This window comes from Pseudomonas sp. BC42 (assembly GCF_021560055.1).
GTDB lineage: Bacteria > Pseudomonadota > Gammaproteobacteria > Pseudomonadales > Pseudomonadaceae > Aquipseudomonas.
In genome coordinates, this window is record NZ_CP091067.1 from 2,186,277 (window position 1) to 2,212,582 (window position 26,306).

At 64.9% G+C, this 26,306-nt stretch carries 21 protein-coding genes; 10 read left to right on the top strand and 11 right to left on the bottom strand.

The genetic code is table 11. From position 1 onward, the window contains the following. Positions 1-250: 250 nt before the first annotated feature. From L1O02_RS10230 to pvdM, 4 genes are read right to left on the bottom strand one after another with little or no spacing between them, the layout of a single operon-like run. Positions 251-1,270, bottom strand: coding sequence for a GNAT family N-acetyltransferase (locus tag L1O02_RS10230; RefSeq protein WP_060840282.1), 1,020 nt, complete (start codon positions 1,268-1,270; stop codon positions 251-253). Positions 1,271-1,302: 32 nt separating this feature from the next. After that, positions 1,303-2,193: a formylglycine-generating enzyme family protein gene (locus L1O02_RS10235; protein WP_235759814.1), complete on the bottom strand. Its 891-nt coding sequence runs from the start codon at positions 2,191-2,193 to the stop codon at positions 1,303-1,305. Positions 2,194-2,240: 47 nt separating this feature from the next. Next, the gene (locus L1O02_RS10240; protein WP_235759815.1) at positions 2,241-3,527 is read right to left on the bottom strand and encodes an aminotransferase class V-fold PLP-dependent enzyme; all 1,287 of its coding nucleotides are present in this window, start codon (positions 3,525-3,527) and stop codon (positions 2,241-2,243) included. Between the two features lie 32 nt (positions 3,528-3,559). Next, the gene (pvdM, locus tag L1O02_RS10245) at positions 3,560-4,909 is read right to left on the bottom strand and encodes a pyoverdine-tailoring dipeptidase-like protein PvdM (protein ID WP_235759816.1); all 1,350 of its coding nucleotides are present in this window, start codon (positions 4,907-4,909) and stop codon (positions 3,560-3,562) included. Between the two features lie 173 nt (positions 4,910-5,082). Between pvdM and L1O02_RS10250 the strand changes: the two genes are divergently transcribed. Next, positions 5,083-6,711, top strand: coding sequence for a PvdJ/PvdD/PvdP-like protein (locus L1O02_RS10250; protein WP_235759817.1), 1,629 nt, complete (start codon positions 5,083-5,085; stop codon positions 6,709-6,711). Positions 6,712-6,763: 52 nt separating this feature from the next. Here the strand turns inward: L1O02_RS10250 and L1O02_RS10255 are convergent, their stop codons facing one another. From L1O02_RS10255 to L1O02_RS10275, 5 genes are all read right to left on the bottom strand, one after another. Continuing rightward, positions 6,764-7,201 (bottom strand): SMI1/KNR4 family protein, encoded by a 438-nt coding sequence (locus tag L1O02_RS10255; RefSeq protein ID WP_235759818.1) that lies wholly within the window; start codon positions 7,199-7,201, stop codon positions 6,764-6,766. A 28-nt stretch (positions 7,202-7,229) separates the two neighbouring features. Next, entirely contained in the window at positions 7,230-7,511 is a 282-nt protein-coding gene (locus tag L1O02_RS10260; RefSeq protein WP_235759819.1) for a DUF3349 domain-containing protein, read from the bottom strand. 134 nt (positions 7,512-7,645) lie between these two features. After that, complete coding sequence (locus L1O02_RS10265; RefSeq protein ID WP_235759820.1) at positions 7,646-9,037, bottom strand: efflux transporter outer membrane subunit; 1,392 nt, start codon at positions 9,035-9,037, stop codon at positions 7,646-7,648. A gap of 7 nt (positions 9,038-9,044) precedes the next feature. Next, a complete protein-coding gene (locus L1O02_RS10270) occupies positions 9,045-11,018 on the bottom strand; it encodes a MacB family efflux pump subunit (protein ID WP_060840275.1) in 1,974 nt (657 codons plus the stop codon). Continuing rightward, positions 11,019-12,191, bottom strand: a complete 1,173-nt coding sequence (locus tag L1O02_RS10275; RefSeq protein WP_108546277.1) for an efflux RND transporter periplasmic adaptor subunit — start codon at positions 12,189-12,191, stop codon at positions 11,019-11,021. A gap of 354 nt (positions 12,192-12,545) precedes the next feature. On the opposite strand from L1O02_RS10275, the gene L1O02_RS10280 reads away from it, so the two are divergent. The 5 genes from L1O02_RS10280 (at position 12,546) to L1O02_RS10300 (ending at position 19,671) form a co-directional block, all read left to right on the top strand. Then, positions 12,546-13,001, top strand: coding sequence for a sigma-70 family RNA polymerase sigma factor (locus L1O02_RS10280; protein WP_281063687.1), 456 nt, complete (start codon positions 12,546-12,548; stop codon positions 12,999-13,001). A gap of 149 nt (positions 13,002-13,150) precedes the next feature. After that, on the top strand, positions 13,151-14,488 hold the full coding sequence (locus L1O02_RS10285) for a SidA/IucD/PvdA family monooxygenase (protein WP_108546278.1): 1,338 nt from the start codon (positions 13,151-13,153) through the stop codon (positions 14,486-14,488). Between the two features lie 679 nt (positions 14,489-15,167). After that, on the top strand, positions 15,168-17,933 hold the full coding sequence (mgtA, locus tag L1O02_RS10290) for a magnesium-translocating P-type ATPase (protein WP_060840271.1): 2,766 nt from the start codon (positions 15,168-15,170) through the stop codon (positions 17,931-17,933). Positions 17,934-18,174: 241 nt separating this feature from the next. Further along, complete coding sequence (locus L1O02_RS10295; protein ID WP_060840269.1) at positions 18,175-18,891, top strand: MgtC/SapB family protein; 717 nt, start codon at positions 18,175-18,177, stop codon at positions 18,889-18,891. Between the two features lie 324 nt (positions 18,892-19,215). Continuing rightward, positions 19,216-19,671, top strand: coding sequence for a response regulator (locus L1O02_RS10300; RefSeq protein ID WP_108546280.1), 456 nt, complete (start codon positions 19,216-19,218; stop codon positions 19,669-19,671). 92 nt (positions 19,672-19,763) lie between these two features. Here the strand turns inward: L1O02_RS10300 and L1O02_RS10305 are convergent, their stop codons facing one another. Then, positions 19,764-20,672: a LysR family transcriptional regulator gene (locus L1O02_RS10305; RefSeq protein WP_108546281.1), complete on the bottom strand. Its 909-nt coding sequence runs from the start codon at positions 20,670-20,672 to the stop codon at positions 19,764-19,766. Between the two features lie 97 nt (positions 20,673-20,769). Between L1O02_RS10305 and L1O02_RS10310 the strand changes: the two genes are divergently transcribed. The 3 genes from L1O02_RS10310 (at position 20,770) to L1O02_RS10320 (ending at position 24,109) form a co-directional block, all read left to right on the top strand. Further along, entirely contained in the window at positions 20,770-21,645 is an 876-nt protein-coding gene (locus L1O02_RS10310) for a pirin family protein (protein WP_235759821.1), read from the top strand. A 146-nt stretch (positions 21,646-21,791) separates the two neighbouring features. Then, entirely contained in the window at positions 21,792-22,418 is a 627-nt protein-coding gene (gene ycaC, locus L1O02_RS10315; RefSeq protein ID WP_060840265.1) for an isochorismate family cysteine hydrolase YcaC, read from the top strand. A gap of 248 nt (positions 22,419-22,666) precedes the next feature. Then, positions 22,667-24,109, top strand: coding sequence for a mechanosensitive ion channel family protein (locus L1O02_RS10320; protein WP_108546282.1), 1,443 nt, complete (start codon positions 22,667-22,669; stop codon positions 24,107-24,109). A 150-nt stretch (positions 24,110-24,259) separates the two neighbouring features. Here the strand turns inward: L1O02_RS10320 and L1O02_RS10325 are convergent, their stop codons facing one another. Then, positions 24,260-25,024, bottom strand: coding sequence for a helix-turn-helix transcriptional regulator (locus L1O02_RS10325; RefSeq protein WP_060840263.1), 765 nt, complete (start codon positions 25,022-25,024; stop codon positions 24,260-24,262). A gap of 97 nt (positions 25,025-25,121) precedes the next feature. On the opposite strand from L1O02_RS10325, the gene L1O02_RS10330 reads away from it, so the two are divergent. Further along, complete coding sequence (locus tag L1O02_RS10330; RefSeq protein ID WP_235759822.1) at positions 25,122-26,255, top strand: MFS transporter; 1,134 nt, start codon at positions 25,122-25,124, stop codon at positions 26,253-26,255. Positions 26,256-26,306 lie beyond the last annotated feature (51 nt).

The following is a 26,306-nucleotide window of genomic DNA, read 5'->3' on the forward strand; positions in this document are numbered from 1 at the left end:
AGCCGTCGGGTTCATCTGGTGCGCTTCCTCTGGAATGGATCGAGATACGGGCAAGGGGCCGGGTGCACAGCGCGACGCGGCGTGCAGTGCGCTGCAATGCCGGGCTTGAGGAGGCTGTCGCGTTCGGGACGGGGCTTGACTCAAGACCGTTGCAGAGAAGACGAAGTGGCACTGGGGGGATTTAGCGCAGGCCTGGCGTCGCGCGGTGCGCCGGTCGCTGCAGGGAGGCTGCAGCGACCGCTGGATCAGCTCACAGTGGCCGATCGAAGAAGAACTCGCGTTCCAGGCGCAGCAGAGCGGCTTTCTTGTGGGCCAGCTGGATGTCCTTCAGGTGACCGAAGCCCTGTGACTTGAGGAAGTCGATCTGCCGGTCATGGTCGATGCGCGGTTCGCCAAGGATGCGCTGGGTACGTGGATCATCCAGGAACATGTAGTGCATCAGCGAATTGAACCAGCCCTTGAGCTTGCCGATGCCCTGGTGCTTGTTCTCGCCCACCACCACGTGCCAGCCGCGGTCGTGGTCCTGCACGTCGTAGTAGGGGGCGATGCGGTCTTCCTTGCACCAGTAGACTTCGAAGTAGGCGAAGGGCTCGTCGTCGTAGCAGCCGATCAGCGGATGGACCCGCGGGTCGGCGAGCATGTCTTGCAGATAGGCGGCGTGCTCGTCGAGGCTACCGGCCTGCTCCCAGAAGAACGCCACCTGTTCCAGGTTCATCCAGCGATTGAAGGCTTGCAGGTCACGGTCCGGATCGATGGTGCGCAGGCTGAACTCGGTGTTGAGCCCCGGCAGACGACGGCGGTACACCTCGCCCTGGGGCAGTGGCGGGCGTTGCGGGTGACGTTTCTCGCCGCTGAACTGGTAGAAGGGCGCGGTGTGGGCGCTGGCCGGAGCGCTGAGCCAGGGCAGCGGGTGCTGCCAGAAGGTACTGCGTCGGCACTGTAGCTCCACCTGGTGGGCATCGACGGCGAGCAAGGTGTCAAAGACCCCCTGGCGGATGGCTGACACGGCAAAGTCGCGGCTGGCACGCAGGCGAACCCGCACCTGGGCGGACTTTTTCTTGTAGCAGAAATGCCCGCCCAACAAGGCCAGCAGCGCGCTGGCCGGGTAGTTGGGGGCAATCTCGCCGGCGATCTCGATCAGTTCGCCATCGCTGCGAAAGGTCAGTGCCGCGAAGCCCTCGGTGTGCAGGCTGCCCTGGTTCTCTTCGGCGTCATGCACGCTGGCGGTGGAACCGTCGCTCAGCGACAGGGTGAACAAAGCTGCTTTCATGGTGTGTCTCCGTCAGTCGATGAGGGGAAGGGTCAAAGGTCGCGGGCAACCCGGAACCCCAGCCAGTCACCACGATCGGTGGGGTAGATGTTGTTGCGGTTGCCTGAGCGGGAAAAAATCGGCGCTTCGGTCCAGTCGTTGCCGCGCATCTGCAGGACGCTGCAGTTGGGCTCGGTCCAGGCGCTGCCGTCGGTGGGGGCGCCGACATAGCTGTCATGCCAGCAGTCGGGGGTGAACTCGTAGACATTGCCGTGCATGTCGTAGACGCCAAAGGCGTTAGGGGGGAAGGAGCCGCCGGGCGAAGTGAAGCTGAAGCCGTCTTCCGGGCCGTAGGTGTTGGCGTGCTTGGCAATGCTGTATTCCTTGCCCTCGTCGAAAGGGAAGGGGAAGGGGCCGGTGCTGCCGGCGCGGGCCGCGTATTCGCGCATGGCTTCGCTGACGATGTAGTAGTGCTGGCCGGTGCGCTTGGACAGCCAGGCGGTGTAGGCCTGGGCTTCGTTGAAGTCCATGCACACCGCCGGTTGGCGCGGGCCGACTGGGTAGCGGGGTTTACCGGCCTTGCATTCGCGACCGGGGCGCGTGTCGCCGTCGGGCATCTGGTAGCCGGTTTCCTTCAGGTAGGTGGCCCATTCGCCGGCCAGGACCTGGAAGCGTCCGATGGCGAATGGCTTGGCGAAGGTCACTTCATGCATCGGACCTTCGTCCTCCTGGCGGCCGACCTCGTCAGCGGGGGTACCCATGGTGAAGGTGCCGGCGGGCAGCACCACCATTTCCGGACAGTCCTTGCAGTCCTTGAACACCTTGCCCGGCTGGGGCGAGGCGGCGGCCTGGGCGGCGGTCGGCAGCAACAGGCTCAGCAGCAAGGCCAGGGAGAGGCTGGCCAGGGGCGGGCGGAGGGCGGTGCTCAGTGAATGCTGTTTCATCATGACTCTCTTTTTAAAAGTGACGCAGGGCGCAAGGAGGAGCGGTTTCAGACCTTTTTGCGCAGCAGGTCCATGAAGCGATCGATCTGTTGTTCGTCGTTGAGCAGGCCAGGCGCGGTACGGATCACCGGACCGACGTCCCGTTCCACGGCGTCGACCACCACCCGATTGGCCATCAGGTAGGCGGCGAACTGGTCGCAGTCCTGATTCTTGATCCGGAAGAAGGTGAAGCCCGCTGACAGCTCGGGGCTCAGGGGGGTGACCAGCTCCACTTGGGGCAGCTCCTGCAGACGTTGCTTGAGGTAGCTGTTGAGGGCGTGGATGCGCGCCTGGACCTGGGCCTTGCCCAGTTGCAAGTGCAGCTTGAAGGCCTCGTTCAGCGCCCAGCGATGCTCGAAGGCGTGGTAGCCGCCGGGGGTCATCGAGGTGGCGAAGTTGTTGTCTTCGGAGAAGGTGGGGACGGTCGGCGTCAGGTCCTTGAGCTCCTCGGAACGGGCGCAGATGATCCCGGTGCCGCGAGGGCCGAACATCCATTTGTGAGTGCCGGAAATGAAGTAGTCGCAGTGCATGTCGGGGAAGTCCAGGTTGTCCACGCCAAACCCGTGGACCCCGTCCACCACATAGATGATTCGGTCTTTGTCGTCGCGGTTGCGGTTGAACTCATCCACCAACTGGCCGATCTCGCCGATCGGCAGCTTCACGCCACTGCCCGACTGCACCCAGGTCATGCCCAGGACTCGGGTATTGGGGCGGATGCTGCGCTTGATCGAGCCCAGGATTTCATCCTTGGACACCCGGTGCGGGTCCTTGAACAGGCTGATCTTGCGCACCTGGGTGCCTTGTTTGGCCACGCGGAAATTCAGGCTGTATTCGGTGGCGTAGTGTTCGTGGACCGTGGTCAGGATCTCTTGATCGGGCCGCACGTGAAGGCCGCCGTAAATCATCGCCAAGCCTTCGCTGGTGCTGCCGGTGAGGGCGATCTGGCCGGGCTTGGCTTGCAGGTAGCGGCCCGCCCATCGACGCACCTCGGCCTCGCGTTTCCAGGGTTCCTGCAGGTCCCAGTCCATGGCCAGCCCCGGGTTGCGGTCGATATTGGCGCGATGCCGTTCGATGGCTTCACGCACGGGCCTTGGGTGCGAGGTCACCAGGAAGTTGGAAAAGTGAATGGAGTCCGGGTCCTGGTCGAACAGCAGGCGCAGTTGCGCCCATGGGTCCTTGGGCGCAGGGGACGGGGCGCTAGTGCTGGTGCCGGACGCGGCCAGGGCGCCGGCGCCCAGAGGCAGGCCGGCGGCGAGGATGCCGGCCTGTTTGAGAAATGTACGGCGATCGGTCATGAGCTCATTTCACTGGTTGGCAAAAGGGGGGATCAGCGATGGGCCAGGGGCTTGGCGGATTTCTGCACCTGCTCCCAGACCCGCAGGAAGTTGCCGCCCCAGAGCTTGGCGATATCCGCTTCGCTGTAGCCGCGCTGCAGCAGTTCGGCGGTGACGTTGCGGCCCTCGCTGACATCCTTCCAGCCGTCCAGGCCGCCCCCGTCGTTGAAGTCCGAACTGATGCCGACGTGGTCGATGCCGATCTTCTTCACGGCGTAGTCGATGGCGTCGCCGAAGTCCTTGAGGGTGGCCTTGGGTTCTGCTTCGACAATGCTGTACAGCTCGCCGGCGTATTCGCCGAAACGCTGTTCGGGCCACACGGTGATGATGGCGTCGCCGGGCATCAGGGCCATTTCCAGCCCGGTCAAGGGTTGCAGGTCGAAACGCGCGCGCAGGGCGTTGAGCTTGTCCCTGGTCGCTTGGCTCAGGGGACGGATGTAGGTGGGGAAACCGACGATCTGCACCACGCCGCCGCTGTCCTTGATCAGCTGCATTTCCTTGTCGCTGAGGTTGCGCGGGATATCCACCAGGGCCCGGGGCGCCGAGTGCGAGGCGACGAAGGGCGCGCGGCTGAGCTGGCTGACCTGCTCCAGGGCCTGGGTCGACATCTGCGAGACGTCGATGATCACCCCCAGGTCGTTGAGTCGGTGCACGGCCTGCCGGCCCAGCTCGGACAGGCCGCCCAGGGCATCCGGGGTGTCGTTGAAGAACGGCAGCGGGCGCGAGGAGTCAGACCAGGCGTTGTTGCCCACGTAGCTGAAGCCGAACATGCGCATGCCCCGGGCCGCCCAGTGATCGAGCTGGTCGAGATCGGTGCCCAGCGGATAGGCGTTGAGCATGCTGAGGAACACCGCGAACTTGCCTTCACCGTTGAGGCGTCGGAAGTCGTCCGGGGTATAGGCAATGCCCACCTGGTTGGGGAAGTCGCGGACCATGCCAGTGAGGATCTTGTAGCGCGCTTCCTGCTCGTTGCGCGCGGCGTCGACAAAGCCCGCCGTGGGGCGATGGGGGGCATTGGGCCCGTTCCAGATTTCCGGCCAGCCGAAGATCGTCAGGGCTGCGCCGGACAGGCGTCCGCGTCCGGCCTTGGCCAGGTCGAACTGGCCGCTGCCGTCCTTGTCGGCCTCGTTGCCGGTGCTGCCGAAATCCAGGGGCACGGTGATGTGGCTGTCGAAGGAGAGGATGCGCTCCTGCAGTTCTTCGGCCTGTTTCATCACCTTGACCGGGTAGCCCGGGTTGTCCCTGAACCAATAGTCCCAGGCCAGGAAACCGGCGCCGGCGCCAATCGCCAGGGCCAGCGGCAGGCCGATGTAAAGAGCCTTCTTCGAACGTGGTTTTGTCATTGCCATCTCAGTCGGATTCGCCGTCAAGGTGCAGGCACGGGGGCCTTTGCTATCTGGGAAGGACGAGCCAGTGGCGAGGAAATTTAAGTCCCCTGCGCGGGCGGTAAATTTCCGCGGGCAATAAACGTTCTAGCTTGGATAAAGCCTGCATCAGGGCTGACACAGGTAGGGCAATGACGATTTCTCGACGAGGGTTCATGGCGGGCTTGGCGCTGACTGGCGCTGCCGTGCCGGCGGCGTTTTATGTGCATCGCGAGTTGACGCGTGAGGAATTCCCGATCACCCCGGGCGAGGCCACGGTGGAGCTGGCGGATACCGCCGGGCAACGCTTGGCGGACCAGTTGCGGGGCATCTGGAGCATTCGCTTTGAAGGCGCCGATGCCGGGCTCGATGGCCTGGGGCGCCAGGACTTGGAAGTGTTTCTCGACATCGCCCAGCGCGGGCGTGGCCTGCGCGGTTACCTGGATACCGCCGAGGGCCTGCGCGGCGCCGCCGAGCCGCGCTACCGGATCGTTGCCGACCTGGTGAGCCCACAGCCGGGTGAGATGTACTGGCGATTGATTCCTGCCACGGCGGTGGACGGTGCCGCCACTTATGAGTTCAAGATGAGCCTGGATGAAGTCTGGGCCGATTTCGCCAACGCCGGCAGCGGCACCCTGAGCGGCCGTGTCGAGCGCCTGGACCGGCCCCTGGCGCTGCCCGCCTTGGACAACCGCTTTGTCGCCACCAAGCAGATGTTTCCCGAGGCTCGCCAGCGTATCGGCCTGAACCCGACGCTGCTGGCCTGGCTGGTGTCGCCCGAGCATCGGTTGTTCCACCAGCTGTGGCACGCGACCCGGGACAAGTGGCACCGGCTTTCCGAAGAGAAGCGTGACGCCCTGCGCGGCATCGGCTGGCAGCCCGGTCCTCGGGGGCAGGAGCGCGATGCGCGCGGTCCGAAGAAGGATCGCAACGGCTCGGGTATCGATTTCTTCTTCATGCATCGGCACATGCTGGGCACGGCGCGTTCCATGCAGGACTTGCCGTCCTGGCAGCATTTCCCCCTGCCGCAGCCGGAACTGCTGCGTGATCGCCTGGGTTTCGCCCGCTATTTCGACAACCATGACGGCGGTTCCCTGCCGCCGACCTGGCTGGCCCATGACGATGACGAGTACAGCCAGTGGGTCAGCGACATCAAGGCCGGTGAGACTTACCACAGCAACTTCCAGGTCTGGGAATCGCAATACCGTGACCCGCGCTACCTGGCGAACCTGACCCTGGGGCAGTTCGGCTCGGAGATTGAACTGGGCCTGCACGACTGGTTGCACATGCGCTGGGCCTCGGTGCCGCGTGATCCTTCCAGTGGTGCGCCGGTGCCCATGGCCCGCGATCCGGCGGATTTTTCCCCGCGCTGGTACCAGCCGGAAAACGACTTTCTCGGCGATCCGTTTTCGTCCCATGTCAGCCCGGTGTTCTGGCGTTTTCATGGCTGGATCGACGACCGCCTGGAGGACTGGTTCCGCGCCCACCAGCGTTTTCACCCGGGCGAACTGCAACGTATGGAAGTCAATGGCGTGCCCTGGTTCGCCCCGGGGCGCTGGGTCGAGGCCGGCGATCCCTGGCTGGGGCCGGTGACCCATGGTTGCAGCACCATCCCCGGATTGCAGCCTGGCAAGACCGTGGAGATGGACCCGGAAACCATGAAGCTGGCCCTGCGCATCACCTTTATCGAGGATGAAAAGCAGTTGGCCGATCTGCTACGCAAGGTGCCGCGCCGGCCCTGGTATGCGCGGCATCTGAAGGTCAGGCAGCGGCTGCTGTAGCGGCGCCGGACTGATCGTGAACTTCGAATCTGGAGGTCGTTGCTAGGGGTGTTCAGATCGAAAGGGCCACCTCGGCCAGGAAACTGAACAGTTCTGGATATCCAGTCTGCTGCCATGCCTGGGTTTCATGATCGAAGAAGCACACCTCTGCCAGGCATTGGTTATTTTCAATCCGGAAGCCGTAGAAGTCGCCGCAGCCGTTTTCTGAAAACAACAGATGACACTTGCCAATCAGTGGGTGTTGTCGATTGATTCTGGCTAGGTTGAAATCGCTGTCTCTGTCCAGTGAGTAAACGATTCCCATGGCAAAGTAGCCGCCCCCATGCTTCTGCAGGAACTGGCTGTACTCGGCAGGAAGTCTCAGATCCAGGTCATTTTGAGCCTCAATGATGTCCTCCTCGGTGGCGGTCCTGTCCGAAGGGAGCTCAAACCAGATCGGATGGAGGCTCTTCTTGGCATCCAGCAGTTGTTCAAATTCACTGAAGTTCATTGTCCTGGTCTTCTTGAGGGGCGAGGCATCAGTTGTCGGCCAGGGTTTCAGGCGCTCCGTGATGATTCAGGAGCCGAGTTAGCGATGCTATCTCCTGAGCTTTCGGTTTCTTGCTGGTCACGGCCTCGTAGATCTCGTTGAGGACCAGATCCGGATCCTTGTGGGTGAGCTGTGAGATGACATTCGCCAGGTTTCGATCTGACAGATGTTCATATAGCGCTGCCAGAAGAGGGCGGTAATCGGTTGGGCTGACTCCGTTCGGGAATGCTCTTTTCAGCATCGACAGTACGTCTGCCAGGGAGGCGTCCAACTCGGTTCCGATGGGCATGGTAGGGGTGTTGCTCGCGTCGTTGGTGGGCGCACGATTCTAGGTCATCAGGACCCTGGCCGTCGCTGCGACGATGGCCAGTGGTGATGCCGCTGGTCATGCGAGCCTTTGGTGATTCAGTGATTCCAGCCGCCACCCAGGGCCTTGTACAGGGCAATGCTCGACTGCAGCCGCGACAGCCGCAGTTGCACGTTCAGATCCTGGGCGGCGTACAGGGTGCGTTGGGTATCGAGCACCGTCAGCAGGTCTTCGGCGCCGGCCTGGTAGCGGCTCTGGGCGATCTCGAAGGCCCGTTGCGCCTGGTTCAATTCCTCGCTCTGCCACTGGCGTTGCTGGTCCAGGCCGCGAATGCTGTTGAGGGCTTTTTCCACGTCGGCAAAACCGTTGATGATCGCCCCGCGATAGCTTTCCAGCAGTTCTGCTTGGCGGGCCGTGGCCTTGTCCCGTTCGGCGCTCAGGCGCCCGGCGTTGAAGATCGGCGCCACCAGCCCGGCGCCGAGGTTGTAGAAGGGACTGCGCAGCAGGTCCGGGGCGTGGCTGGCGCCGGAGCCGAGGCTGGCGGTCAGGGTCACGCTGGGCAGCATCGCTGCGCGCGCCACGTTGATGTCGGCCTGGGCTGCGGCCAGTCTGGCTTCGGCGCTGGCAATGTCCGGGCGCCGGGTCAGCAGGTCGCTGGGGACGCCGGCATTGATGCTCGGCCATTGCAGTTGGGCGAAGTCCTGGTGGCCCAGGTTGAGCCCCTGCACCGGTTGCCCGAGCAGGGCGGCGAGGGTGATCCGGGCTTCCTCGGCCTGTTGTTGCAGCAGGGGCAACTGGCGTTGCTGGGCGGCGACCAGGCTGCGTTGCTGGGCCAGCTCCAGGGCGGTGGCCGAGCCCGAGTCGTAGCGGGTCTGCACCAGCTTGAGCACGTTCAGGGCGTTGTCCAGATTCAGCCGGGCGATGCGGCTTTGTTCGCTCAGCGCCAGGGCCTGGGTGTAGCTGTTGGCGACGCCGCTGAGCAGGGTCAGCTCCACGGTGGCGCGGTCGAGCTCGCTGGCCTTGACGCCCAGCAGGGCGCTGTCGCGGGCGGCTCGCCGGCCGCCCCAGAAGTCGACCTCGTAGCTGGCGCTGAGGCTGGCGTCGAAATAGTCCACGGCCTGGTTGTCGCGGGTGGCGTCCAACTGGCTGTAGCCCTTGCCGCGCAGCAGTTTCTGCCGGTTGGCGTTGAGCCCGCCCTTGAGCTCGGGCAGCAGTGGCGCGCCGGCGATCACCGCGCTGGCCTGGGCCTGGCGCACCCGGGCCACCGCTGCGGCCAGATCGAAGCTGCCCTCGCGGGCCTGGGCGATCAAACGGTCCAGCTCCGGGCTGGCGAACTGGCTCCACCAGTGCCGGTTATCGGCCTGGGCGGCGGGGGTGTCGGGTATTTGCCAGGTGGCGGGGGCTTGCAGCCCGCTGTCCGGGCGTGGCGCGGGGCTGTTGCAGGCGGTCAGCAGGAGGCAGGCGGCCAGGAGGCTCAAGGGTGTTTTCATCGATCGATCATTCACTGGTAAGGGCCGTGACCGGGTCGAGCCGGGCAGCTTTGCGGGCCGGCATGAAGCCGAAGATGACGCCGGTGACCAGGGCGCAGCCGAAGGCGCCGAGGACGGCGACCAGGGAGAAGGCGACCGCTACTTCACTGAGGATCAGCACGCCGCCGATCAGCAGGGCCAGGGCGATGCCGGTCAGGCCACCGACCACCGAGAGCATCACCGCTTCGGTGAGGAACTGGCGCAGGATGTCGCGCTGGCGAGCACCGGTGGCCATGCGGATGCCGATCTCTCGGGTGCGTTCGCGCACGGTCATGAGCATGATGTTCATCACCCCGATACCGCCCACCAGCAGCGAGATCGCGGCGATGGCGCCAAGCATCAAGGACAGGGTGTTCTGGGTGCGGGCCTCGGCCTGGATCATCGCCGCGTTGTTGGTCAGCTCATAGTCGCGCTTGCCGTTGTGCAGGCGCAGCATCAGTTGGTCGATGGCTTGTTCGGTTTCCTTGACCTTGCTCGCGTCCGCCGCGGCGATGGCCACGTACTCCGGATTGCGGCTGCCGAACAGGCGGGTGCTGGCGGCGGAGTAGGGCACGGCGATGCGGTCGTCGCTGTCCTGGTCGCCGGAGCTGGCGCCTTTGCCCATCAGCACGCCGACCACCTGGAACGGCGCGTTTTCGATGAGGATGTATTGGCCGATGGGGTTGGCGACGTCCTTGAGGAGTTTTTCCCGGACCTTCTTGCCGATCACCGCCACCGCGGCGCCGGCCTGTTCGTCGGCCTCGGTGAAGTAGCTGCCTTCGACCACCGGCCAGTTGAAGATGTGCGGGAAGTTGGTGTCGTTGCCGCCCACGTAGCTCATGTGATCGGCGTTGCCGAAGCGCACCACGGCTTCGGCGCCGTTGACCGGCATGATGCGCTTGACCTGGGGCAGGGTGGCCACGGCGGCGACGTCGCTCAGGGTGATGATGCCCAGGGGCGCCCGGGGATTGGGTGCGTGTCCGCTCAGATAAAGAATGTTCGAACCGAACGCCCCCATCTGCGCCATTACCTGGCGCTTGCTGCCTTCGCCCACGGCCAGCATCACCACCACCGAGGCCACGCCGATGACGATGCCCAGCAGGGTCAGGGCGGTGCGGAAGCGGTTGATCCACATCACCCGCCAGGCGGCCTGCACCGCATCCAGCAGTTCGCCTTTCCAGGCGCCGCTGGCGTCGCTGCCGTCGGCCAGGCGCTGGCGCAGGTCCACCGCCTGCAGGGCGCCGGGGTTGGTGCTGGTCTGTACCGACGGGTCGCGCTGGGCGGTGTCGCTGATGATCTCGCCGTCGCGGATCTCGATGATGCGCTTGGCCCGGGCCGCCACTTCGCGGTCGTGGGTGATGAGGATCACCACGTGGCCCTGGCCGGCCAGTTCGTCCAGCAGGGCCATGACTTCGGCGCCGCTCTGGCTGTCCAGGGCGCCAGTGGGTTCGTCGGCGAGGATGATGTGGCCGCCGTTCATCAGGGCGCGGGCGATGGACACCCGCTGCTGCTGGCCGCCGGACAGTTGATGCGGGCGGTTGCCGCTGCGGCTGGCCAGGCCCAGGCGCTCCAGCAGGGCGGCGGCGCGGGCGTGGCGTTCGGCGGTCGGGGTGCCGGCGTAGATGGCCGGCATCTCGACGTTTTCCTGGGCCGAGGCCGAGGGGATCAGGTGGTAGCCCTGGAACACGAAGCCAAAGGCTTCGCGGCGCAGCCAGGCCAGTTCGTCGCTGTCCAGTTGGGCGACGTTCTCCCCGGCGAACAGGTATTCCCCGGACGTCGGGCGGTCCAGGCAGCCGAGGATGTTCATCAGGGTCGACTTGCCGGAGCCGGAGGCGCCGACGATGGCGACGAATTCCCCGGCGTGGATCGACAGGTCGATGCCGCGCAGGACGTCGACTTGCGGGCTGTCGCCGCCACCGTAGGATTTGCGGATGTCTCTGAGGTCGATCAGCGGGGTCTGCATTCAACCCCCGCTGCTGTTGGCCGGGCCGATCAGCAGGTGCTCGCCCTCGTCCAGGCCGTCCAGGACCTGGATGCGCAGGCGGTCGCTGATGCCGACCCGGACCTTGCGCTCGTCGATCGAGCCGTTCTTGGCCACCACCCGGGCAATCTGCCGGTCCGGCTCGCTGCTGCCCTGCAGGGCGGCGATGGGCGCGGTGAGGACATTTTTCGCCTGGCTGGCGACAAAGAACACCTGGGTGGTCATTTCCGCCATCAACGCGTTGTCGGCGTTGTCCACGTCCAGCAGCACGGTGTACAGCACCACCCGGCCGCTGCCGCTCTTGCTGGTGCTGGCGGGGCTGCCTCCGCCCTGGCTGGTTTCGTTCAATGGCTTGGGCGGGATCGGCAGGATCTGGCGCACGGTGCTGGTCCAGCGCCGGTTGCCGCCGCTCAAGGTGGTGAAGTAGGCCTGCATGCCGGGTTTGACGTGGCCGATGTCGGCTTCCGAGACTTCGGCCCAGACGGTCATCGGCGAAAGTCTGGCGATGCGCAGGATCAGCGGGGTTTGCTGCTGGGCGTTGAGGGTCTGGCCTTCGCGGGCGTCTACCGCCACCACGGTGCCGGACATCGGCGCATAGATGCGGGTGTAGCCCAGCTCGGCCTGGTCGCTGCGCAGGCTGGCCTGGGCCTGGCGGATCTGCGCTTTGTACATGTCGATGCGCGCCTGGGTGGCCTTGAGTTCGGCCAGGGCGGTCTGCACGTCTTCTTCGCGGGTGGCGCCGCCGGCGTTGAGATGCTGCTGGCGCTGGTATTTCTGCCGGGCCAGCTGGTTCTGGGCGTATTGCTCTTGCAGCTGGGCCTGGAGATTTTCGATGGAGAAGCGGCTGGCGTCGAGCTTGGCCTGCTGGGTGGCGGGGTCGATCTCCACCAGCAGTTGGCCTTCCTTGACCGTGTCGCCGGCCTCGACGTGGATCTTGCGGATCTGCCCGGAAGCCTGGGCGCCGACATCCACATAGCGTCTGGGTTGCAGGGTGCCCAGGGCGGTGACGCTGCTTTCGATATCGCCCCGGCTGACTTGTACCGTGGCGAGCTGGTCGCGTCCGGGGGGAATGAAGGTCCAGGCGCTGATGGCGACAACGGGAATCAGGCACAGCGCTGCCAGCAGGGCGCGCCGGGTATGTCGGGGACGTTTCATGCAGGGTTCCGGCCAGGGGGAAATCGGCCCGTCACAGCAGCCGGCCGCGGGGCGGGCGGCAAGGCTTGCGGCCACCGCGGGAACGGCGAAGACGGGGAACTGTCAGGTAAACGAGCTGCCACAGGGGGAATTTAACTGCCGACACATGGAGTTACAGCTGTCGCCAGGCTGATAAATCAACCGCTGTGGCGCGGCGCCACTTTAAATCTATATGAGAATTACTATAAATTACGCTGCTGCTAAACAGCCATCACGAATTACCGGGTGCAAGTGGCCATTGACGGCCTTGTTCAAGGACAGAATCGCCCCCCCGGGCGGTCGGGAGCCCAGTTGGAAAACTACTATCGCGAGCTGATGTGCTTCCTCAACGCCAAGCTGGGCAATCGCCAGGTGGCCGAGGATGTGGTGCACGACGCTTATGTGCGGGTCCTGGAGCGCTCCAGCGATACGCCCATCGAGCAGCCGCGGGCGTTTCTCTATCGCACGGCGCTGAACCTGGTGATCGACGGCCATCGGCGCAATGCCCTGCGCCAGTCCGAGCCCCTGGAGGTGCTGGACAACGAGGAGCGCTACTTCAACCCTTCACCGCAGACCAGCCTCGACCACGGCCAGCGCCTGGAGATGCTGCAACGGGCCCTGGCGGAACTGCCGCGGCTGTGTCGCGAGAGTTTTCTCCTGCGCAAGCTCGAAGGCCTGTCCCATCCGCAGATCGCCGAGCAGTTGGGCATCTCCCGCAGTCTGGTGGAGAAGCACATCGTCAATGCCATGAAGCATTGCCGGGTGCGGTTGCGGCAGTGGGACGCTCAATAAGGCGTTGCCATTGCGACGCATTTAGTTAAATTTTTTTTCATTGTCCTCGTCCCTACTCAACAGACGATCCGCTGTCCTGCATGGGCCAGTCGGGTCACCGTGACACTTTATCTCCCGCGTTGAGGCGGTTTATCCAGAGGACACTGGAAATGACACAGGCAATTGCATCGGCCCACGTTCACGATTTGATCGGTATCGGTTTCGGCCCCTCGAACCTGGCGCTGGCCATTGCGCTGGAAGAGCGCGGGCAGGAGCACGGTCCGCTGGATGCGCTGTTTCTCGACAAGCAGGCGGACTATCGCTGGCATGGCAATACCCTGGTGACCCAGAGCGAACTGCAGATTTCCTTCCTCAAGGACCTGGTGACCCTGCGCAATCCCACCAGCCCCTATTCCTTCGTCAACTACCTCAAGCATCACGGGCGCCTGGTGGACTTCATCAACCTGGGCACCTTCTATCCGTGCCGCATGGAGTTCAACGACTACCTGCGCTGGGTGGCCGGCCACTTCCAGGAGCACAGCCGCTACGGTGAAGAGGTGCTGGCCATCGAACCGCTGCTGCACAACCAGCAAGTCGAGGCATTGCGGGTGATTTCCCGGGATGCCCAGGGCGCCGAGTTGGTGCGCACCAGTCGTGCGGTGGTGGTCAGCGCCGGCGGCACGGCGCGGGTTCCGGAGACCTTCAAGGGGCTCAAGGACGATGCGCGGGTGTTCCACCATTCCCAGTATCTGGAGCGCATGGCCAGCCAGCCCTGTGTCAATGGCCAGCCGATGCGCATCGCGATCATCGGCGGCGGGCAGAGCGCGGCGGAAGCCTTCATCGACCTCAACGACAGTTTTCCTTCGGCGCAGGCCGACATCATCATGCGTGGCTCGGCCCTCAAGCCGGCGGATGACAGCCCGTTCGTCAACGAAGTGTTCGCCCCGGCCTTCACCGACCTGGTATTCCAGCAGACCCGCAACGAGCGCGAGCGTCTGGTCAACGAGTACCACAACACCAATTACTCGGTGGTGGATGTCGACCTGATCGAGCGCATCTACGGCATCTTCTACCGGCAGAAAGTCTCCGGCGTGGCGCGCCACAGCTTGCGCACCATGACCACGGTGGAGAAGGCCACGGCCACTGACCTGGGCATCGAGCTGATCCTGCGCAACAACGCCACGGGCGAGCGCGAAGTGCGGCATTACGATGCCGTGGTCCTGGCCACCGGCTACGAGCGGCAGATGCATCGCCAACTGCTGGCACCGCTGCAGGAGTACCTGGGCGATTTCGAAGTGGACCGCAACTATCGGGTGATCAGCGACGAACGCTGCAAAGCCGGCATCTACATGCAGGGCTTCAGCCAGGCCAGCCACGGCCTGAGCGATACCCTGTTGTCGGTGTTGCCGATCCGCGCCCAGGAGATCGCCGATTCGCTGTACGAACACGGCAAGACCCGCGGCCACAGCCGTTCGGTACGGGACCTGCTGCTGGCTACCGCCAGCTGATGGCGCGCCGCTGCCGCTGCTGTCGGCAGCGGCGGCCGCTGCCACAAAAACGTCATTTTCTGCCTGTTCCTGAACCTTGGCTGAAGAACTTTTCATTTCCCCGAGCCAGGGTTTTTCCCCGGTTTACTCTGCATAGGGCGCGGCGTAAGCTGCGCGCGTTTTCAACCATTGGAGGCCCAGTGTGGGTACTTGTTCGAGTGACAGGAGTCGGCCGGTCTTGACCACCGGCGCAGTCCCGGCAAGATAGCGCGCAGCCTTTTTCCTGCCGCTGTCTCGCCGTACAGCGAGAGGCGGCATCCCGATCGCGGCCCCTTTGTGGCCCGCTTCCCGACGTCCCTTCTTGACGACTCTGTTTCGCCCCCGGTCCGGCCTTGCGCCGCTCGTGGTGGCATCGACGCGTGGGTCCTGCGACCTGCGGGCCGGCCGTGCGCGGACGCTTGAAGCGTTGCGTCAGGCCCGGCCGTACCTGCCTGTGGTTGTCCTGTGTCGTCCTTGCGGGGGAGCCGTCATGGGTTACATCAGTCAGCGTCATCATCGCCAGCAACATCGTCCGTCCCTGTCGGTGCGATGGCCCCGGGCGTGAGCCCTGTCCCGTGCCTTTGCCTACTACCCTGACTGTTTAGTTGCATCACTGACGTCCCCGTGCCGCTGGCCGGACGTCTGTGCAGGAGTCATCACCATGAAGCTCAGCCTGTTGAAAGAATTTTTCGCCGGATTTCTCCGTACCCGGCACTTTTCCCGGCATTTCCGCCGCCTGGCGCTGCTGGACAGTATTCGCGACGCCAGCGTCAGCCGTGATGTGCCGCCGACCCTGGGGCAGACCCTGGTGGCCGCGGCCAACAGCGACGCCGCGCAATTGCTGGACCAGCTCGGCAGCCACACCGATGGCCTGAGCACCGAGGAGGCCGAAGCCCTGCGTGAGCGCTATGGCCTCAATGAGGTGGAGCACGAGCAGGCGCTGCCCTGGTGGACCCACCTGTGGCACTGCTACAAGAACCCCTTCAACCTGCTGCTGACCCTGCTGGCGGTGATCTCCTGGCTGACCGAGGACATGAAGGCGGCCACGGTGATTTTCTCCATGGTGGTGCTCTCGACCCTGCTGCGGTTCTGGCAGGAGGCCAAGTCGAACAAGGCCGCCGATGCCCTCAAGGCCATGGTCAGCAACACCGCCACGGTGATGCGCCCCGGTTCGGCGCCCCAGGCGGCGCCCATGCTCGGGCGTCTGCTGGGAGCCGCTGCCGAGGCCACGGGCGCACAGCGGATCGAACTGCCGATCAAGCAACTGGTGCCCGGCGACCTGATCGTGCTCTCGGCCGGCGACATGATTCCCGCCGACTGCCGGGTGCTCAGCGCCAAGGACCTGTTCGTCAGCCAGGCGGCGATGACCGGTGAATCCATGCCGGTGGAGAAGTTCCCGCGCCAGCAGGACGCCGATACCAGCAATCCCCTGGACCTGGACAATATCCTGTTCATGGGCACCAACGTGGTCTCGGGCTCGGCCACGGCGGTGATCCTGACCACCGGCAACAGCACCTATTTCGGTGCCCTGGCCCAGCGGGTGAGCGCCACCGACCGCGCCCCGACTTCGTTCCAGAGCGGGGTCAACAAGGTCAGCTGGCTGCTGATCCGCTTCATGTTCGTCATGGCGCCGCTGGTGCTGTTCATCAACGGCTTCACCAAGGGCGACTGGATGGAGGCGCTGCTGTTCGCGCTGTCGATCGCCGTCGGCCTGACCCCGGAAATGCTGCCGATGATCGTCACCTCGACCCTGGCCAAGGGCGCGGTGTTCCTCTCGCGCAAGAAGGTCATCGTCAAGCGCCTGGACGCGATCCAGAACTTCGGCGCCATGGACGTGCTGTGCACCGACAAGACCGGCACCCTGACCCAGGACAAGATCTTCCTGTCGCGGCACGTGGACGTCTGGGGCGAGGACTCCGACGACGTGCTGGAAATGGCCTACCTCAACAGCTACTACCAGACCGGGCTGAAGAACCTGCTGGACGTGGCGGTGCTGGAGCACGTCGAGGTGCACCGCGAGCTCAAGGTCGCGACGGCGTTCCAGAAGGTCGATGAAATTCCCTTCGACTTCACCCGGCGGCGCATGTCGGTGGTGGTGGCGGAAAAGGATCGGCCGCACCTGCTGATCTGCAAGGGCGCGGTGGAAGAAGTGCTGGCGGTATGCCGCAACGTGCGCCATGGCGAGGCCGAGGAAGCCTTGACCGAGAGCCTGCTGGCGCGGATTCGCCAGGTCACCGCCGACCTCAACGAAGAGGGCCTGCGGGTGGTGGCGGTGGCGGCCCGGCCGATGCTCGAAGGGCGCGACACCTACAGCCTGGCGGACGAGCGCGAGCTGACCCTGATTGGCTACGTGGCGTTCCTCGATCCGCCCAAGGAAAGCACCGCCCCGGCCCTCAAGGCCCTGGCCGAGCATGGCGTGGCGGTCAAGGTGCTGACCGGCGACAACGAACTGGTGACGGCGAAGATCTGCCGTGAAGTGGGCCTGGAGCAGCAGGGCCTGTTGATGGGCAACGACATCGAGCGCATGAGCGACGAGCAACTGGCCAAGGCGGTGGAAACCACCAACGTCTTCGCCAAGCTGACCCCGACCCACAAGGAGCGGATCGTCCGCCTGCTCAAGGCCAACGGCCATGTGGTGGGTTTCATGGGCGACGGGATCAACGATGCGCCGGCGCTGCGCACCGCCGACATCGGCATTTCGGTGGACAGCGCGGTGGACATCGCCAAGGAAGCGGCGGACATCATCCTGCTGGAAAAGAGCCTGATGGTGCTGGAGGAGGGCGTGCTGGAAGGGCGCCGGACCTTCGCCAACATGCTCAAGTACATCAAGATGACCGCCAGCTCGAACTTCGGCAACGTGTTCTCGGTACTGGTGGCCAGCGCCTTCATCCCGTTCCTGCCGATGCTGCCCATGCACCTGCTGGTGCAGAACCTGCTCTATGACATTTCCCAGATCGCCATTCCCTTCGACAACGTCGACGAGGACATGCTCAAGCAACCCCAGCGCTGGCAGCCGGCGGATGTCGGGCGCTTCATGGTGTTCTTCGGGCCGATCAGCTCGATCTTCGACATCACCACCTTTGCCTTGATGTGGTACGTGTTCGACGCCAACACCCCGGATCACCAGACCCTGTTCCAGTCCGGCTGGTTCGTGGTGGGGCTGCTGACCCAGACCCTGATCGTGCACATGATCCGCACACCGAAGATTCCGTTCCTGCAGAGCCGGGCGGCCACGCCGTTGCTGGTGATGACCGGGATCATCATGGCGGTGGGGATCTTCCTGCCGATGGGGCCTTTGGCGCACTACTTCAAGCTGCAGGCGCTGCCGTCGCTGTACTTCGTGTTCCTGCCACTGATCCTGCTGGCCTACATGACCCTGACCCAGGCGGTGAAGGGCTTCTATGTGCGCCGCTTCGGCTGGCAGTAATGCTGCCCTGTAGGAGCCAGCTTGCTGGCGAAGGCTTTCTTGCCAGCGAGAGTTACCCCGCAGGCGAACGCGTCTCTGCCCGCGAGAGTTACCCTGCTGGCGAAGGCGCCCTCACGGGCCGCTTCGCTGGCAAGCCAGCTCCTACGGTCGCCCGTGCGTCCGCGGCAGGCCATGAGACGTTCATGGACCGCTGCTAGAGTCCTCTGGTGCCATTCATGCCCTTCGCTCAAGGACAGTCGCCATGCAAGCCCTGCACAACATCAACCTGGACTCGCTGATCGATACCCTGGTCAGCCTCAGCGCGGCCTTCATCCTGGGTGGCCTGATCGGTTTCGAACGCCAGTACCGGCAGCGCACCGCGGGCTTGCGCACCAACGTACTGGTGGCGGTGGGCGCGGCGATCTTCGTCGACATGGCCAACCGTCTGGGCGGTGCCGACGGCGCGGTGCGGGTGGTGGCCTATGTGGTGTCGGGCATCGGCTTTCTCGGCGCCGGGGTGATCATGCGCGAGGAGGGCAACGTCCGCGGCCTGAACACCGCCGCCACCCTCTGGGCTTCGGCGGCGGTGGGGGCCTGCGCCGGTGCCGACCTGATCCTCGAGGCGTTGCTGGGCACCCTGTTCGTGCTGGCCGCCAATACCCTGTTGCGGCCCATCGTCAACAACATCAACCGCCAGCCGCTGGACGTGATCTCCGCCGAGGTCACCAACATCGTCTATGTGATTGCCCACCGTTCGAAACAGAAGGCCGTGTTCGCCTTGCTGGAAGCCGAGCTGGAACGCAGCAACTACCCGGCCAGCGATGTCGACGTGCATGCCTTTGGCAGCGATGAAGTGGAGATCGAGGCGACCCTGGCCACCACCTCGGTGGACGGTGAAGAACTGGATGCGCTGGTGGCGCGGCTGTCCACCTCGGCCCTGGTGCAGCAGGCGTTCTGGAGCCCGAGCACCACCGAGTGAGCGTTGCCCGCTGACGGCCTTGCGCGGTCTTTCTCGGTTTTCAGAGGCGTGTGCCGGTTTACAGGAAAAGCCTTACATCAAAACAAGACCCTGCCCGTCTGCAAAAAGCGGGTGGCGATTTAAGGTAGTCGGCAACCTTTTACCGAGATGGCGATCGGAACTGAGTGACAGCTGACTTGTCCGAAAAAAACGTCGGCAAGCCCGTTCTGGGCGTGGTTTTCAGATTAATCCTAGAGAAAACCCTCCGACACTTCCCTAGCCTTCTACCGATCTAGGAGGAAGGCCGGCAGTCGCCGGTCGTAGTCTCAAAAGCAGGATCCAGAAATGTCCAATAGAGCGCTGCGCATACTGATTGCCGATGATCAACATTTTCATCGGATGCAGATCGAACGAACCTTGAATCAACTCAATTACTACCGCATTGCCCCCGTGCACACATTGGAGGAACTGCTTTCGCTGGTGGAGTACGCCTGTAATCCGTTCGATCTGCTGATCATCAACGGCACCCTGGCCACCCACAGCGGTTTCGATCTGTTGGACTTCTGCCTGGACAACCCCCAGCTCGGCCACGCCCTGATCTATGACAGCCAGCGCTTTCCACCCATCCCCAGCAGCCTGCGGCACCGGATCCAGGCCAGCCGCGCCGAGTTGCCGGACAGCGAGGCGATCCGGCGTCTGATGCAGCAGATCGATCCGCCCGTGTTCCGGACCTCCAGGTCGGGCGGCATTCAGTGGCTGCCGGAACTGCAGCACGGCGGCTGGCGTGCCAGTGCCAATTGATTCAATCGCGCTCTATGCAAAACGGCATCCCCAGGGATGCCGTTTTACGTTGCGCTGCGGACAAGGCGCCGCCGATGCAGGCGGCGTCGGGTTCAGGCCATGTCGCTGTGGCTGAACTCCTCGCCAAGAAAGTCGATCAGGCTGCGCACCGACGGCAGCAGGCCGCGGCGTGACGGGAAGATCGCGTGCACGATCCCGCAGCGCGGCGCCCAGCCGGGCACCAGTTCCTGCAGGCGTCCGGCGTCCAGGTCTTCGCGGACCACCACCTTGGGCAGGTGGACGATACCGATGCCCGCCAGCACCGCATGTTGCAACGCCAGCAGATCGTCGGTGACCATCCGCGGCCGGTGGCGAATCAACGCCTCGGCGCCGTCGGGTCCCAGCAGCTGCCATTGGTAATCCCGTTGCGCCGCTCCCCAGTGCAGGCTGGGCAGGCCGCTGAGATCGGCCGGTGTCGTCGGGCTCGACAGGCGCTGGAGAAAGTCCGGATGCCCCACCAGGCATTGGGTGCTGTTGCCCAGGACCTTCATCACCAGGTCGGTGTTTTCCAGGGGCGGGAAGCGCACCCGCAGGGCAATGTCGAAACCTTCGTGGATCAGGTCGACCCGGCGGTTGGTGCTTTCGATGAACAGCTCCACCAGGGGGTACTTGAGCATGAAGCGGGTGAGCATCGGCCCGACCCAGGAATTGAGCAAAGCCGTGGGACAGGCCACCCGCACCAGCCCCTGGGGTTCGGAGCGATTGCGTTCGATGACTTCCGCCGCGCCCTCGGCTTCCACCCGCATGGCCAGGCAGCGCTGGTAATACTCCTGGCCGATCTCGGTCAGGGAGCAATGGCGGCTGGTGCGCTGGATCAGGCGCACGCCGAGGCGCTCCTCCAACTGGGCGATCCGCCGGCTGAGCTTGGACTTGGGCATGTCCAGGGCCCGTCCGGCCGCGGCGAATCCCCGGTGCTCCACCACCTGGGTGAAGTAGTAGAGGGTGTTCAGGTCTTCCAAGATCGTTCTCCAGATAGAACGCTAAGGGCGATTTTCGCAGTCTAGCGCGGCAAAGGTGCGAGTTTTAAGGTGTGCCCATCAGAAAGTTCTGGAGGGCGACATGAAAAACATCATTGGCATCTACACCGCTCCCCGGCCCCATTGGGTCGGCGACGGCTTCCCGGTACGCACCCTGTTTTCCTACGACAACCTGGGCCAGCACATCAGCCCGTTCCTGCTGCTGGATCATGCCGGACCCGCACAATTCAGCCCCACCACCGCCCGCCGTGGCGTCGGCGAGCACCCTCATCGCGGTTTCGAGACGGTGACCATCGTCTACGACGGTGAAGTGGAGCATCGCGACTCCACCGGCAGCGGCGGCAAGATCGGCCCGGGCGACGTGCAGTGGATGACCGCGGCCTCGGGGATCATCCATGAGGAACTCCACTCCAGCGAGTTCGCCCGGCGTGGCGGCAACCTGGAAATGGTCCAGCTGTGGGTCAACCTGCCGGCGAAGGACAAGCTCGCGGCCCCCGGTTACCAGAGCATCCTCGCGGCGGACATTGCGCAGATCCCGCTGCCGGGCAACGCCGGCAGCCTGCGCCTGATCGCTGGTGAGTATGACGGTCAGCGAGGGCCGGCCTGCACGTTCACCCCGATCGAAGTCTGGGACCTGCGCCTGCAGTCCGGCAAGTACCTGGAGCTGCCCCTGCAGGCAGGGCGCAATACCGCCCTGGTGGTGCTGCGCGGCACCGTGCAGGTCAATGGCCGGGAGCGGGTGGAGCAAGGACAACTGGCGCTGTTGGAACGCGACGGCGAGCTGATCAGCCTGCAAGCCGGCAGCGACGCCATTGTGCTGCTGCTCAGCGGCGAGCCCATCGACGAACCCATCGTCGGCCACGGCCCGTTCGTGATGAACAGCGAAGCGCAAATTCATCAGGCCTTCATCGACTACCAGTCGGGACGCTTCGGCCGGATGGACGCAGGCGGTCACTGACCGGCTGCACTGGCGCGGCTTGCATCGGCAACTAGGCTTTGCCAGTCGCGCGCTACACCCCGATGCCCACCATGACCCGGAGGGCGCGCAGCACGGGTTTCATTCCAGCCGGTTGATCCGGCATCGATCATTAGCGAGGACTCACCATGACTAACGCCTACAAACGTCTCGACAAGGAAAACGCCGCCGTGCTGCTGGTGGATCACCAGGCCGGCCTGCTGTCGCTGGTCCGCGATATCGAGCCCGATCGTTTCAAGAACAACGTGCTGGCCCTGGCCGACCTGGCCAAGTACTTCAAGCTGCCGACCATCCTCACCACCAGTTTCGAAACCGGCCCCAACGGCCCGCTGGTGCCGGAGCTCAAGGCGCTGTTTCCCGATGCGCCCTACATCGCCCGACCCGGCCAGATCAATGCCTGGGACAACGAGGACTTCGTCAAGGCAATCAAGGCCACCGGCAAGAAGCAACTGATCATCGCCGGGGTGGTCACCGAGGTCTGCGTGGCGTTCCCGGCGCTCTCGGCCCTGGAGGAAGGCTTTGAAGTGTTCGTGGTCACCGACGCTTCCGGCACCTTCAACGCCCTGACTCGCGACTCGGCCTGGAACCGCATGTCCAACGCCGGCGCGCAACTGATGACCTGGTTCGGCCTGGCCTGCGAACTGCACCGTGACTGGCGCAATGATGTCGAGGGCCTGGCGACCCTGTTCTCCAACCACATCCCCGACTACCGCAACCTGATGACCAGCTACAACACCCTGACCCAAGGCAAGTAAGCGCCCCCTGTAGCCACTGCCGCAGGCTGCGACACGCGCTTGAAGAGCGTGCAGCGCTCGCTCGGCGCCCCGGCAGTGGCTGCACCGATTCATGGCAACGGCCGCTGCCACCGGCCGCGCCCGGGGCCCCAGGGCCCTGTGCGTGCTCCGCAGCGCCCTGGCCCTCTTCGATCGGCGACTTTTCCAGCTATACCTGCTCCTGCTGCTTTCGTGCGATCTTGCCGTCCCCGTCTTGCCGGAGTGCTTCGATGTCTTCCCTGTTCAGCGATCATCCGTTGTTGGCCGCGCTGTTCCTGCTGTTCCTGGATGTGTTGCTCTGGCGCCTGATCGGCAGCCGCGGCGACTACTGGAAGCTGGCGGTGCGGGTGCTGATCTTCTCCCTCTACAGCCTGATGCTGTTCAACCAGGGCATGAACCCGATGCAGGCCGCGCCCTGGCCCGACGACGTGCCCCTGCACCTGGCCGCCACCGGCCTGGAAATCGGCTGGTGGCTGTTCGGCGCACGGACCCTGACGGTGCTGCTGGGCACCCTGATGATGCAGCGGGTCGGGCATACCGGGCGCCTGTTGCAGGACCTGATGGGCGCGGTGATCTTCCTGATCGCCATCATCGCCGCCCTGGCCTATGTGCTGGAGCTGCCGGTCAAGGGGGTGCTGGCCACCTCCGGCGCCTTGGCGATCATCGTCGGCCTGGCGCTGCAGAGCACCCTCAGCGATCTGTTTTCCGGGATCGTTCTCAACACCACCAAGCCCTATCAGATCGATGACTGGATCGCCATCGATGGCACCGAAGGGCGGGTGCTGGATATTGATTGGCGCGCCACCCGGTTGCAGACCTCCCAGGGCAGCATGGTGGTGATTCCCAACTCCCTGGCGTCCAAGGCCAAGATCACCAACTTCAGCCGGCCGGTGGACGTCCACGGTCTGTCGGTGAGCGTGCAGGTCAGCCCCCACGCGCGGCCGCAGAAGGTCATCGAGGCCCTGGAGCGGGCCACCCTCGGCTGTCGCCTGCTGTTGAACACGCCGGCTGCCAGCGTGGCGATGAAAAGCACCAGCAGCACGGGCGCGGAATACGAGATCAGTGCTTTTGTCGCCAGCATGGGGCACAAGCGCGAGGTGCGGAACCAACTGTTCGACCTGGCTTTCCGCCATCTGCAGGCCAGCGGCATCAGCCTGCTGTCCAGTGGCGAGAGCAGCCAGCCGCTGACCTTGTCGCGGCCCCGGGCACTGCTGGACGCGTCGAGCATCTTTTCCACGCTGCGCCAGGAGGAAAAGGACACCTTCAGCCAGAACATGCACCTGCAGACCTTCCGCGCGGGCGAAACCATCCTGGCCGCCGGGGACGTCAGCGACCACCTGTTCATCATCGAGTCCGGCGTGGTGACGGTGACCATGCAGCGTGACGGCAAGCCCTTCGAGGCCGGGCGCATGGGGCCGGGGGAAGTGATTGGCGAAGCCGGGGTGGTGGCCGAGCAGGCCACGATCGCCGAGTTTTCGGCCAAGACCTTCTGCAGCCTGTACCGCATCGACAATGAGTTCCTCAAGCCGTGCCTGGACGCGCGCCATGACATCAGCGAGGCGATGAAGAACCTTCTGGATTTTCGCCGGCACATGGCGCAGACCCTGGCCCAGGCGACCCCCAAGCCGGTGGCCAAGAAAGGCTTTCTGCAATGGCTGCGCAGCCGCACCTGAGGCACCGGCGATAGCAAACCTCGGCCCGGCCAGCGAGGCCGGGCAAAGCCCCCTTGGCAAAGCATTGCCGCAACAGGCCTTGTCACCTCAACAAGCCCCCCTGCCTGCGAAATGCTTCGTGCTGCCGCTTAGGTGAACAGCCTTACCCCCTTAGCGGAAATACGCCCGCGGCGTGGTGCCGGTCATGGCCTTGAAGAAGGCGATGAAGATGCTGTCGCTGGCAAAGCCCAGCTCGAACGCGGTGTAGCCGATGCTGCGGCCGGTGGCCAGCAGCTCGATGGCGCGCATCAGGCGCCACTGTTGGCGCCATTGCTGATAGCTCAGGCCGGTTTCGCGCTGGAAGATCCGGCCGATGGTGCGGCTGCTGGCGCCGACTCGGGTGGCCAGCACCTGCAAGGGCGGCGGCAGTGACTGCAGGTCCGCCAGCAGCGGTTGCAGGCGCTTGTCCCGGGGCAGGGGCAAGGACAGCGGCTGGCGCAGGGCCAGGCGGATTTCCTCGATGCACAGGCCCAGCAGGTGCGGGTAGCGGCCCTGGCTCCAGTCGCAGTCGAAGGCGGCCTGGGCCATGGGTTCCAGCACTGCCCGAAGCAGCGGGCTGACCTCGATCACCGCCACCTCCCCGGGCAGTTGCGGGCTCAGCTCCGGGCAGAAGTACAGCGAGCGGTAGTCCACGCTCTGCTGCATTTGTGCACGGTGCGTTACCCCGGCGGGAATCCACGCCGCCCGCGACGGCGGCAGCAGGCACACGCGGTCGGCCAGGGTGATCCGGGTGCAGCCCTGGCGGGTGTACAGCAGTTGCCCGCGGCGGTGCCGGTGCAGGCCGGAGTCGTGATCGCCGAGGGTCGCGGCGATGCCGATCAGCGGCGCGCTGAAGCGATCCGGGTCGAACTGTGCCTGTGGTTCGAGCCAAGCCATGGTTGACGTATTTCCGATAGTTGTTGGCAGGGTTGCGATAATACGCCAGGCGCCGCTGCCTAGAATCGTCGGCAGTTTTTTTGCCGAGCCCTGCCTGATGAATAACCGTTGCCTGTTGCCCCTGGCCCTGGCCCTGCTGATGTTCCCGCAGATCGCCCAGACCCTCTACAGCCCGGCCCTGGGCGATATCGGCCAGGCCTTTGGCGTGGCCCCCGGGCAAGCGGCCCAGAGCCTTTCACTGTTTGTCCTGGGCTTTGCCCCGGGGGTGCTGCTGTGGGGGCGCCTGAGCGATCGCTGGGGCCGGCGCCCGGCCTTGCTGGGGGGGCTGGGGCTGTATGTCCTGGCCCTGGTCATGGAGCTGCAGGTGCAGAGCTTCAGCGCGCTGTTGCTGTGCCAGGCCCTGGCGGCCCTGGGCGCGGCGGCGGGCTCGGTGGTGACCCAGACCCTGCTGCGCGACCGGTATCGCGGCAGCGAGCTGGTGCGGGTGTTTTCCCTGGTGGGCATGCTGCTGGCGGCGAGCCCGGCGATTGGCCTGTTCAGCGGTTCCGCCCTGGTGCAGGCCTGGGGTTACCGGGGCGCCCTGGTCGGCTTGCTGCTGCTGGCCCTGGCCCTGCTTGGCTGGTGCGCCCTGGCCTTGCCGGAAACCCGCCCGCCGGCCCAGCCCCTGGCGCCCCTGGTCGCGACCCTGTGGCAGATGCTCGGCGATCCGGGCATCTGGCGTTCGGCGCTGCTGGTGGCGGTGTTCAACATTGCCTTGCTCAGCTACTACAGCCTCGGGCCGTTCCTGTTCCGCGAGCTGGGGCAGGGCGAGCAGTGGTTCGGCTACAGCGGCGCGCTGCTGGCCCTGGGGTCGGGCCTGGGGGCCTGGCTCAACCGGCGCTTGCTGGCCCGGGGCTGGTCCGCGCGGCGCTTGCTGGTGGCGGCGGCGCTCGGTGTTTTGCTGGGCGCGGGCGGGGTCCAGGCCTTGCAGCACAGCCTGTGGCTGGTGCTGCCGATGTTCGGCGTGGTGCTCGGCTTCGGCCTGGCGATACCGAACATCCTCGGCTCGGCGCTGGCCGCCTACAGCGACCGGCTGGGCAGCGCCGGGGCCTGGTTCGGACTACTTTACTACCTGCTGATTGGGGTCGGCCTGCTGCTGGTGGCCTGGGCCCAGGCCCTGGCTGCGAGCCTGGCCCTGTGTGCCGCCGCGGCCTTGATGCTGGCCTGGTGGCGCGCCGCCGGGCGTGGCTGACACGGCCGGCCGCGAGCGGGCCAATGGCCAATTGCTTGATCATGATCAAGC